The organism is Agrococcus casei LMG 22410, from assembly GCF_900163565.1.
GTDB lineage: Bacteria > Actinomycetota > Actinomycetes > Actinomycetales > Microbacteriaceae > Agrococcus > Agrococcus casei.
The window spans coordinates 1-9,877 of the sequence record NZ_FUHU01000008.1 but is presented as its reverse complement, the minus strand read 5'-3'; the positions used below and the strand labels follow the sequence as shown (position 1 = coordinate 9,877).

Sequence of the window (9,877 nt, the reverse complement as noted above, 5' to 3'; positions counted from 1 at the left end):
CTCCATTCTCCGTCCGTAACACTGGAGCCTCCAACAAAACCAGGGCGCATCAGTTCAGATGCCAGCCTCGGCGACGGGTCGTGCCGAAATGCTGGCGCTTGCCCCAGATGCTGGTTCTCAGCCAGCAGCTCGGCGCCATCTGTCGCTGAACCAGCAGCTCAGCACGCAGCCATCTGCCGAACTGCTTGGATCTGCCCAAATGCTTGCAATCTGCAAGCACTTCGGCAGATTCCCCCACAGAACAAGCACTTCGGCAAACCCCGCCAAGCTCAACTCCAAAGGGAGTTCAGAATCCGCCCCGCACCCGCCCGATCTCATAGACTCGCTTCAGCGCACCCTTGGCGCGCATCCCTTGATTCCATAGGCACAAAGAGGTTCCCATGACCAAGACAGCTCCCGACAAACCTGCCAAGAAGGCGCCGCTCGCGCGCGTGATGCAGCCGATCAACCACGTGGTCGAGCGATGGATTCCGTCGTCGCTCGTGTTCGCGATCGTGCTGACCGTGATCGTCGCGCTGCTGGCGCTGATCGTCACGCCCACATCACCCGTCGACCTCATCGTCGGCTGGGGCGACGGACTCGCCGGCCTGCTCGCGTTCATGACGCAGATGGCGCTCATCCTGCTGCTCGGGCACATGCTCGCCAACACCAAGCCCGTGCGTCGACTGCTCGACTGGGTGGCCGAGAAGCCGAACACCCCGATGCAGGCGTACCTGCTGGTGTTCGTCACCGCAGCCGTCGCGTCGCTGATCACGTGGGGCCTCGGCCTCGTCGTCGGCGGGCTGCTCGCCAAGGAGGTCGCCCGCTCGGGTCGCGACCGCGGTCTCAAGCTGCACTTCCCGATGCTGGTCGCCGCCGGGTTCTCGGGCTTCGTGGTGTGGCACATGGGCTACTCGGGTTCCGGCCCGCTGACCGCGGCGACGCCTGACTCGTTCATCTCGGAGCAGCTCGGCTACACGATTCCGATCACCGAGACCACATTCTCGTGGTGGAACATCTCGGCAGCCGTCGCCACGATCGTGCTCGTGTCGGTCGCGCTGTGGGCGATCGCGCCGCGCGGTGCCGAGAAGATCGTGCAGATGCCGTCGTCAGTCGGCAAGGACGAGAGCCCCAAACTCGACGATGTCGAGACTCCGGCCGACCGCATTGACGCGTCGCGCATCCCCACGCTGCTGGTCGGGCTGATGCTCAGCGCGTACATCGTGATTCACTTCGTGCGGGGCGGACAGGTCACGCTCGACATCGTCAACTGGATGTTCCTGGCACTGATTCTGCTGATGGTGCGCAACCCGTTCGAGGTCATCGCGCTGACGAAGAACGCGGCGTCGAATGTCGGCGAGATCCTGCTGCAGTTTCCGCTCTACGCCGGAATCATGGGCATCATGTCGGCGTCGGGTCTGATTCAGATCTTCAGCGACATGCTCGTGAGCATCGCGAACCCGATCACCTTCGGCCTCTTCGCACTGCTGTCGGCCGGGCTGGTGAACTTCTTCGTGCCGTCGGGCGGCGGGCAGTTCGCGGTGCAGGCGCCGATCATGCTCGATGCGGCAGAGCAGCTGGGCGTCGACCCCGCGATCGCGATCATGGCGGTGTCGTACGGCGACCAGTGGACGAACATGATCCAGCCGTTCTGGGCGATCCCGCTGCTGGCGATCGCCGGGCTCAAAATGCGCGACATTCTGGGCTACACGACGGCGACGCTGGTTGCCTCTGGGCTCGTGTTCGGCGGCGCGCTCGTCGTTGCGAGCATCGTGCTGCAGTAGGCCGGTGGGCCGCACTCCAAAGGGAGACGGATGGGGTGAGTGCGGCTCCAAAGGGAGTGCAAACGTCGAAAGGGAGCTCACTGGGCTCCCTTTCGCGGCTTCTGGCAGCCCGAGCTCCCATTCGGCGTCGGCCGCCGACCCGCCATCTGCCCAAGTGCTTGGATCTGCCCAAATGCTTGCAGACTGCAAGCACCTCGGCAGATTCGGCCACAAAACAAGCAGTTCGGCAGCCGGCGCCGAAGCTCAACTCCAAAGGGAGTTCAGATGCCGGCCTCGTGGAGGGGCCGTGCCGAGATGCTGGCACGTGCCCCAAATGCTGGTTCTCAGCCAGCATCTCGGAGCCATCTGTCGCTGAACCAGCAGCTCAGAACGCGGGTATCTGCCCAAATGCTTGGATCAATAAGCAAGCACTCCGGCAGACCCCGCCGAAGCTCAACTCCAAAGGGAGTTCAGCTTGGCTCCAGAGGGAGCTCAGATGCTGCTGCGGCGTCCAGTCGAGAAGAGCGAGTTCGTCGTCAGGCTCGACCGAGAGATCGAAGACGTGTTGAGCGCACTCGCAACCAGCGCCGACTGGCGTTTGCGCGCATCCCCGTGTCCGCCGCGTGCAATGCCGCCCTTGCGGATCTCGCCACTCAGCGTGCGCTCGAGCGTGTCGGCCGCCTGCTGCGCACGACGCACCTCGGCTCGGGCCTCTTCGCGAGCCTCGTCGCGCTCGCGCCGAATCTGCGCGGGGCTCGGAGCAAGCCGTGCCGCTTCACGCTTCGGCGCAGCCGGTCGAGGCCGAGGCGAGGGTCGCTGCATGCCCGTCTGCGGACGCTGCGAAACCTGAGGACGCTGCATGTGCTGCTGCGCAGGATTGTGGTGCGAAGCTTCGTTCTGACCCGCATAGCCGTCGCCGCTCAACGCATTCTGCCCGCCGGTGGGTCGTGGCGCTGGCTGAGCCGGTTGTTGCGCGCGAGGCAGATAGCGGTCGGCGATGTCGCCGTATCCGCGGGCCTCGGCTTGCTGTCGAACCTGGTCCATGCGGGGGTCGTTCGCGAACCTATTGCGCAGCTCGTCAAGGCGAGTCTGCGAACCAGAAGGCCCACCAGAACCCCCCGAACCGCCAGCCCCACCAGAAGCCGTCGAAGCCGAAGACCCGCCCGAAGCCATCGCCTGCTGGCGCTGCTGCACGCGGGCCTGGGCGTCGCGGCTGGCCTGTTTGGCGCGCTCTTCCATGGCGCGCTGCTGCTCGCGAGCACGCTGCTCGGCTTCAGACCTGGCGTGCGAGAACGCCTCGCTGCCCTTCTCGACAGCGTTCTTCGCGGCGGTGGCAGCGGCTGCGCGCGTGGTCATGATGCCGATGAACAGCAGGATCACGCCGATGATGCCGACCCACACCTGCCCTCCGGCTGAGTACAGGGCGAACTGAAACGCGTACTCGACGTCGCTGTACATCGAGAAGGCCGTGCCGAACGCGCGAAGCCCCTCCATCAGCGCCCCGAAGGAGGTGAACAGCATGACGCCGCCCACCGCGGTCATGATTCCGCCGATGATGCCTGCGCTGTTGTTCTTCTTGACCGCCATGACCTAACTCAACCATGATTCGGCCCGGCGCGTGCGGTCAGGCACGAATCAGCGGCACCCAGCCGCTCAAGTCTGCACGCTGGCCGGATGCGCGCACACGGCCGCCAGCAGCCGCATCCGCCCACGAAAGTGCCCCGGTGGCGACCTGCAGCCACGTGTCGGCGTCGGTCTCGATCACGTTCGACGGAGTGCCACGGGTGTGCCCTGGCCCTTCGACCGCCTGCACTGCCCCGAACGGAGGCACTCGCACCTCGACGCTCTTGCCCGGCGCCCGATCAGACAACGCCTGCAGCGCGTACCGCACCGCCGTCGCCGTCTCGCTGCGCCCTGCACCGCCCGCAGCCCAGGCGCGCACAGCCTGCATGCCCGCTGCATCCGCAATTCTCTTCGCCATGGCATCAGCGTAGCCAGCACCTCCGACACGCAGCCCCCGCTAGAATCTCCTGCGTGAGGATTCTTGTCTTGGGCACGGGCGCGCGCGAGCACGCCATCATCACTGCGCTGCTTCGCGAGGGCTCGCACGAAGTCATCTGCGCGGGCGGCAACGGCGGCATCGCAGCCGACGTCGAGACCGTGCAGATCGACCAGCTGAACGCGAACCTCGTCGCCGAGCTCGCAGCCGATCGCGCGGTCGACCTCGTCGTGATCGGCCCCGAGGCGCCGCTCGTCGCGGGCGTCGCCGATGCGGTGCGCGACGCGGGCATCGCGGTGTTCGGCCCGTCGAAGCTGGCTGCGCGCATCGAGGGTTCGAAGTCGTTCGCGAAGCAGATCATGACGGATGCGCAGGTGCCGACAGGCGCCGTCACTCAGGTTGCCGACTACGACCAGCTGGTCGCAGCGGTCGACGGTCAGGGCGGCCCGTGGGTCATCAAGGCAGACGGGCTGGCGGCGGGCAAGGGCGTGCTGGTCACCGAAGACCGCGACGCCGCGATCGAGCATGCCGAGAAGTACCTCGGCGAAGGGCCCGTGCTGGTCGAGGAGTTCCTGGCTGGCCCCGAGGTCAGCCTCTTCTTCTTGAGCGACGGCGAGACGGTCGTGCCGCTGACTCCTGCCCAGGATTACAAGCGCCTCGCTGACGGCGACGCTGGCCCGAACACCGGCGGCATGGGCGCTTACTCGCCGTGCGACTGGATCATCGAGCGCTTCGGCTCCGAGGCCGCGTTCACCGACGAAGTGCGCGCGAACGTTGCCGAGCCGACCATCCGTCGTCTTGCCGAGATCGGTGCTCCGTTCGTCGGGTTGCTTTATGCGGGCCTGATCGTGACCGACGCAGGCATCAGGGTCATCGAGTTCAACGCGCGCTTCGGCGACCCCGAGACGCAGGTGATTCTGCCGCGCCTCACGTCGAGCCTGGCCGATGCGCTCATGGCTTCGGCCACCGGTGCGCTTGCCGAACTGCCCCCGCTCGAGTTCAGCGACGAGGCAGCCGTGACCGTCGTGATCGCCAGCGAAGGGTATCCCGAAGCTCCGCAGACAGGCCGCGAGCTCACCGGGCTCGACGACGCCGCCGCGGTCGAGAATGTCAGTCTGATTCATGCCGCAACACGCGTCGACAACGGACGCTGGATCGCCACCGGCGGCCGCGTGCTCAACGTCGTCGCGACCGGGCCCAGCATCGCCGAGGCGCGTGATTCCGCATACGAAGGCATCGCGAAGATCACGCTCGAAGGCGGCCAGCACCGCACCGACATCGCGGCCGGGGCGGCCCTGTGAACCTGCCCGGCTTCGACCTCGTTTACAGCGGCAAGGTGCGCGATCTGCATGTTCCGACGGGCGAGACGCTCGAGACGACCGACCGTCTGCTGATGGTGGCGTCTGATCGTGTGAGCGCGTTCGACCACGTGCTCTCCCCCGCGATTCCCGGCAAGGGTGCGACGCTGACGGCGATGACGCTGTGGTGGTCGGATGCGCTGGGCCTCGGCGGTCAGCTGCTTGCAGACCCAGCGCCTACCGAGGTCGCTGACCGTGCGCTGCTGGTGAAGTCGCTCGATATGCTGCCGGTCGAATGCGTCGTGCGCGGCCGCGTGACCGGGTCTGGCCTCAAGGAGTATCAGGCCACAGGCGCCATCTCTGGCGTGCGTCTGCCCGACGGCCTCGTCGACGGCGACGCACTGCCAGAGCCGATTTTCACCCCGGCCTGGAAGGCGCCGCAGGGAGAGCATGACGAGAACATCCCGTTCGAGCGCGTTGTCGAGCTGGTCGGTGCCGAGGCCGCTGCCGAGATTCGCGAGCGCTCGATGCAGGTGTTCACACGTGCGGCCGAGATCGCCGCGGCGAAGGGGCTGGTGCTGGCCGACACGAAGTTCGAGTTCGGCCGCGACCGGGTCACCGGCGAGATCGTGCTGGCCGACGAGATTCTGACGTCGGATTCGTCTCGCTACTGGGATGCCGCGGCACTTGCCGAGGGCCGCATCGAGTCGTTCGACAAGCAGATCGTGCGTAACTGGCTGCTCGAAAACTGGGATGGCGAGGGCGAGCCGCCGCTGCTGCCTGCTGAGGTCGCGGCCCGCGCGTCTGACCGCTACGCCGAGCTGCTGGCCCGCCTGAACGCCGGTTGAGGTGCGGATCCACGACAACTATTGACGCGGCGGCCCTTAGCGACCGAGAAAGTCAGAACCCCAACCCCCTAGGGCGCCTCCACTGACCACGTGTCGCAAGCCCCGGGCCCACCGTCGAACCCGGCCATCAGCCACTGCTGACGTTGCTCGCTCGACCCGTGCGACCACGCGTCAGGATTCACACCCTGGCCAGAAGACTGCTGCAGCCGGTCGTCGCCAATGACCCCGGCGGCGTCGATGGCCTGCGCGAAGTCGGCAGCGGACACCGACTCCATCACAGGCGGAGCACCGTCTTCGCTGGCTCCGGTAGCCCCGTTCATCCAGGCCCCGGCGTAGCAGTCAGCCTGCACCTCGCCACGCACCATGCTCGATGCGGGGCCGGTGTCTTGCGGGTTCATCTGCTGCAGCTCGCCGCGCAGGAACTGCACGTGGTGCCCCCACTCGTGGGCGAGCACGTACATTTCGGCGAGGTTGCCGCCTTCAGCGCCGAAGCGGTCGCGCAGGTCGTCGAAGAACGACGTGTCGATGTAGATCGATTCGTCGGCCGAGCAGTAGAAGGGGCCGGTCGCGCCGGATCCCTGGCCGCATCCGGTCGAGACGCTGTCGTCGAAGAGCACAACCTCAGGGTCGCGGTAGTCGCCTCCGAGCTGGTCGCTCCAGTAGGTGCTGAGCGACTGCGAGCCGCCTTCCATGCGGCAGTCGATGTTCGCCGGGTCGTTGGCGTCTGCGCCGGTGCAGCCGGTGATCTCAACGCCGGGCTGCTGCTGCTGGCCATTGCCGCCGGCGAATAATCCCGAGACGTCGAAGCCAGTTAGCTGTGAAATGACGACTACGGCGATGACTGCGACGATGCCGCCACCGCCACCGATGGCCAGTCCGCGCCCTTTGCCGCCGCCTCGCTTCACCGTTTTGGTGTTGAAGTCAGCATCGTTCCTGAAGGTCATGGCATAAAAGTAGCGCGTGAGGGCCCGCAAGGGCAGAGTCGGTCTCGGCGCGCGCCGCAACAGCATAGGATTGACTCAGCACACGGAGGAGATTCAGCCATGCCGCTCGTCATCATCGAAGTCATGCCCAAGCCCGAGATCCTTGACCCTCAGGGCAAGGCGATCACCGCATCCCTCGCCCGAAAGGGTCACGAAGGCATCGCCGGCGTGCGTATGGGCAAGCGGTTCGAGATCGAGCTCGACGAGCAGCCCACTGAGGCCAAGCTCGCTGAGCTCCGCACGATCGCAGAAGACATGCTCGCCAACTCCGTCATCGAAGACGTGGTCGACGTGCGCGTTGCAGAGCATGGCGAATCGTGGGACGCCCGATGAGAATCGGCGTCGTCACCTTTCCCGGAACCCTCGACGACCGCGACGCCCAGCGCGCGGTCCGCTTCGGCGGCCACGAGGCTGTTGCCCTCTGGCACGGCGAGCACGACCTGCAGGGCGTGGATGCGCTGGTGCTGCCGGGCGGGTTCTCATACGGCGACTACCTGCGCAGCGGTGCGATCGCAGCGAACTCCCCCATCATGACCGAGGTCGTCGCAGCAGCTGAGGCCGGCATGCCCGTGCTCGGCATCTGCAACGGCTTTCAGATGCTCACCGAGGCGCGTCTGCTGCCCGGAGCCCTCACGCGCAACGACAGCGGCCTGTTCGTGCGCCGCGACCAGCTGCTGAAGGTCGAGCGCAACGACACGGCATGGACGAGCGGATACTCGACCGACGAGGTCATCACCATTCCGCTCAAGAATGGCGAGGGCCGGTTCGTCGCCACCGCTGACCAGCTGAAGCAGATCGAAGACGAGAACCTCGTCGCGTTCCGCTACGTCGACGTGAACCCGAACGGCTCGACCGACGACATCGCGGGCCTCACGAATGCGCGTGGCAATGTGGTCGGCCTCATGCCGCACCCTGAGCACGCTGTCGAGCTGGGCTTCGGCCCCAGCACCGACCGTCTGCGCGATGGCCTCGACGGTCTGCCGATGTTCACGAAGGTCCTAGAGCAGATCGCCGCGTAACTGGGCCCCAAACAACGCCGGTTGATGAGCCGCTCGCTGCGTCACGAAACCATGCACCCCGCCCCCGGCGGTTGAGGAGCGACGCAGTCACGTCTCGAAACCCCTAACCTCAACCATTCGATGGGTCCGCCTGGCCACGCCAGCCCCGTAGCCTTAGTGGCATGACCACCGAAGCAACTCAAGCAACCTCGCACCAGTCAAGAATCACCCCGAAGCGTCTGTACGGCTTCTTCGCGACGGCTGAGATGTTCACCTGGGCCTTGCTGATCAGCGGCATGATCGCGAAGTACGCTTTCGACTTCGATGCGCTCATGTTTCCGTTCGGGCTCACCCACGGGGCAGTTTTCGTCTCCTACGCGGTAACCGCGGGCGTCGTCGGCCTCAACCAGCGGTGGAAGCTTAGTCTCATTGTCGGCGCCGTCGCCCTCGCAATCGTGCCGTTCGCGACGCTCCCCTTCGATCGCTGGCTTGCGAAGCGCGGCAAGCTTCAAGGCGCATGGCGAACAGAGAAGACTGAAGACCCACGCGACAACACCTTCATCGACAATGCTCTGCGGTTCGGGTTGCGCCACCCGATTGCCACTCTGCTCGTGCTTGCATTAAGCGTCACCGCAGTCGTCACCGTGCTACTCCAGCTCGGCCCACCAACTGAGTGGTTCAACTGAGATAAGAGCTCAACGACAGGGCAATAGCCGCACCGAGCGAGTTCGAAAGCGTCGAAGCCATATAGCGCTTGCGCCATTGAAGGAGAAAGCAGACTCCACCCCTCCCCACCGACCCGGGAGAAGTCGGCCATGCTGCCCCTTGTTCGATCGACGTGAATCTCAAGTCGTCCGTCGTTCAGCACCCGCCGACACAATCCATGCATGATCGTTGCATGTGTCTGCTTTCGCACACTTGACGGGAGCATGGTCGGACACCAAGGCGGCACCATCGAGGGCCCAGGGACGTGCCGACGCACCCTCATCATCCACGTTCGTCTGAGTTGCGAACACCGTGTCTGAACGAAAAGAAGCGGTCCCTGCCATGGTTGGAGGGACCGCTTCTTTATCAGTAGAGGCTACACGGCGCTAGGCTCGTGTCCGGCTCCGGAGGAGGAAGCCGCCTGCAACGGCGAGTCCCGCTGCGAGGAGCACAGTGACGATTCCAAGCTCCATACCAGTCTCCGGCAGTTCATCGTCCGAGGTATCAGTCGGCTCAGTGGGCTCGGTCGGCTCGGTCGGCTCGGTCGGCTCAGTGGGCTCAGTCGGCTCGTTGCAACCAAGCTGCTCTGAGACGGACTCCGGGTATGTGCCGGTAAGCACACCGTCAAGCGCGAAGCCGGTACTCAGAGAGTCACTGGATCCATCGACAGTGCCGTTGAACGTGAACATCACATTGCTGGCGGCGGGCATCTCCGGAAGAGTTACAGTAATGGTCTTGCCATCAACTGCGTAGGTAGGCTCGCCTACGACAGCATTCTCCTCAAAACCAGGGACCCCAGTAAAGCGCTCGAAAAGGTCGCCAGCCAGCAGAGAGAACGAGTCCTCATTAACTGTCCAGTTGTCGCCGACAGTAAAGGTCATCGTGGCCCCGGCAGTCAGCGGGTGCTCCGTGCCAATAGGGACACGCCAGAACAACGTGTTCCCATCTACTGAAGACCAGTGATGCACCGCGAGGTAACCAGCGCTGCCATTCTCGGGCGAAACCTTACTGCGGTAACCGTTGTTGGAATAGTCAACGAGACGACGGTCTGTGGTTGAGGACGCGGTCCAGTCAATGGCCTCGCACGTGCTGTTGTCGCCATCGTTGACGTCGGTGTATCCGTCACCATCTTCGTCAGGGCAAGCAACGGACTCTGCAAGACCGTCGATGGAAGCAGTCAGCGTGAGCGTGGCCGCAACGGGCTCCGTTCCAAGCGATTCCAGCAGGGAAGCAGGCACCTTCAAGTGATTGGGGTGTGACACTTCTTGTAGACAGTCGTTACCAGGAAGGCACGACAGAGACTC

General features: G+C 64.9%; 10 protein-coding genes. 6 read left to right on the top strand and 4 right to left on the bottom strand.

All coding sequences use genetic code 11. From position 1 onward, the window contains the following. Positions 1-380: 380 nt before the first annotated feature. On the top strand, positions 381-1,763 hold the full coding sequence (locus CZ674_RS01505) for a short-chain fatty acid transporter (RefSeq protein ID WP_234988370.1): 1,383 nt from the start codon (positions 381-383) through the stop codon (positions 1,761-1,763). A 471-nt stretch (positions 1,764-2,234) separates the two neighbouring features. Here CZ674_RS01505 and CZ674_RS01500 read toward each other — a convergent pair whose 3' ends face one another. Continuing rightward, positions 2,235-3,329 (bottom strand): hypothetical protein, encoded by a 1,095-nt coding sequence (locus CZ674_RS01500; RefSeq protein WP_086990576.1) that lies wholly within the window; start codon positions 3,327-3,329, stop codon positions 2,235-2,237. Between the two features lie 37 nt (positions 3,330-3,366). Next, a complete protein-coding gene (locus CZ674_RS01495; RefSeq protein ID WP_086990574.1) occupies positions 3,367-3,723 on the bottom strand; it encodes a sterol carrier family protein in 357 nt (118 codons plus the stop codon). A 53-nt stretch (positions 3,724-3,776) separates the two neighbouring features. Here CZ674_RS01495 and purD point away from each other — a divergent pair, with 53 nt between their 5' ends. Together purD and CZ674_RS01485 are read left to right on the top strand one after the other, a co-directional pair. Further along, positions 3,777-5,042 carry a phosphoribosylamine--glycine ligase gene (gene purD, locus CZ674_RS01490; RefSeq protein WP_086990572.1) on the top strand — a complete coding sequence of 422 codons (1,266 nt, stop codon included), beginning with the start codon at positions 3,777-3,779 and terminating at the stop codon, positions 5,040-5,042. Then, on the top strand, positions 5,039-5,887 hold the full coding sequence (locus tag CZ674_RS01485; RefSeq protein ID WP_086990570.1) for a phosphoribosylaminoimidazolesuccinocarboxamide synthase: 849 nt from the start codon (positions 5,039-5,041) through the stop codon (positions 5,885-5,887). Before purD ends, CZ674_RS01485 begins: the two co-directional genes overlap by 4 nt. Positions 5,888-5,955: 68 nt before the next feature. On the opposite strand, the gene ypfJ is transcribed toward CZ674_RS01485, so the two are convergent. Next, positions 5,956-6,831, bottom strand: coding sequence for a KPN_02809 family neutral zinc metallopeptidase (gene ypfJ / locus CZ674_RS01480; RefSeq protein ID WP_086990568.1), 876 nt, complete (start codon positions 6,829-6,831; stop codon positions 5,956-5,958). Positions 6,832-6,930: 99 nt separating this feature from the next. Between ypfJ and purS the strand changes: the two genes are divergently transcribed. The 3 genes from purS (at position 6,931) to CZ674_RS01465 (ending at position 8,554) form a co-directional block, all read left to right on the top strand. Continuing rightward, on the top strand, positions 6,931-7,203 hold the full coding sequence (purS, locus tag CZ674_RS01475) for a phosphoribosylformylglycinamidine synthase subunit PurS (protein WP_086990566.1): 273 nt from the start codon (positions 6,931-6,933) through the stop codon (positions 7,201-7,203). Next, positions 7,200-7,889, top strand: a complete 690-nt coding sequence (gene purQ, locus CZ674_RS01470) for a phosphoribosylformylglycinamidine synthase subunit PurQ (protein WP_086990564.1) — start codon at positions 7,200-7,202, stop codon at positions 7,887-7,889. Before purS ends, purQ begins: the two co-directional genes overlap by 4 nt. 161 nt (positions 7,890-8,050) lie before the next feature. Then, on the top strand, positions 8,051-8,554 hold the full coding sequence (locus CZ674_RS01465; RefSeq protein WP_086990562.1) for a DUF3817 domain-containing protein: 504 nt from the start codon (positions 8,051-8,053) through the stop codon (positions 8,552-8,554). 405 nt (positions 8,555-8,959) lie between these two features. Here CZ674_RS01465 and CZ674_RS01460 read toward each other — a convergent pair. Continuing rightward, positions 8,960-9,877 (bottom strand): LPXTG cell wall anchor domain-containing protein (locus CZ674_RS01460; protein ID WP_234988369.1); only part of this gene is annotated, 918 nt, incomplete at its 5' end.

Coding starts and splice junctions, on each gene's coding strand:
- CZ674_RS01505 (WP_234988370.1), top strand. CDS start 381: ATGACCAAGACAGCTCCCGACAAACCTGCCAAGAAGGCGCCGCTCGCG.
- CZ674_RS01500 (WP_086990576.1), bottom strand. CDS start 3,329: ATGGCGGTCAAGAAGAACAACAGCGCAGGCATCATCGGCGGAATCATG.
- CZ674_RS01495 (WP_086990574.1), bottom strand. CDS start 3,723: ATGGCGAAGAGAATTGCGGATGCAGCGGGCATGCAGGCTGTGCGCGCC.
- ypfJ (WP_086990568.1), bottom strand. CDS start 6,831: ATGACCTTCAGGAACGATGCTGACTTCAACACCAAAACGGTGAAGCGA.
- purS (WP_086990566.1), top strand. CDS start 6,931: ATGCCGCTCGTCATCATCGAAGTCATGCCCAAGCCCGAGATCCTTGAC.
- purQ (WP_086990564.1), top strand. CDS start 7,200: ATGAGAATCGGCGTCGTCACCTTTCCCGGAACCCTCGACGACCGCGAC.
- CZ674_RS01465 (WP_086990562.1), top strand. CDS start 8,051: ATGACCACCGAAGCAACTCAAGCAACCTCGCACCAGTCAAGAATCACC.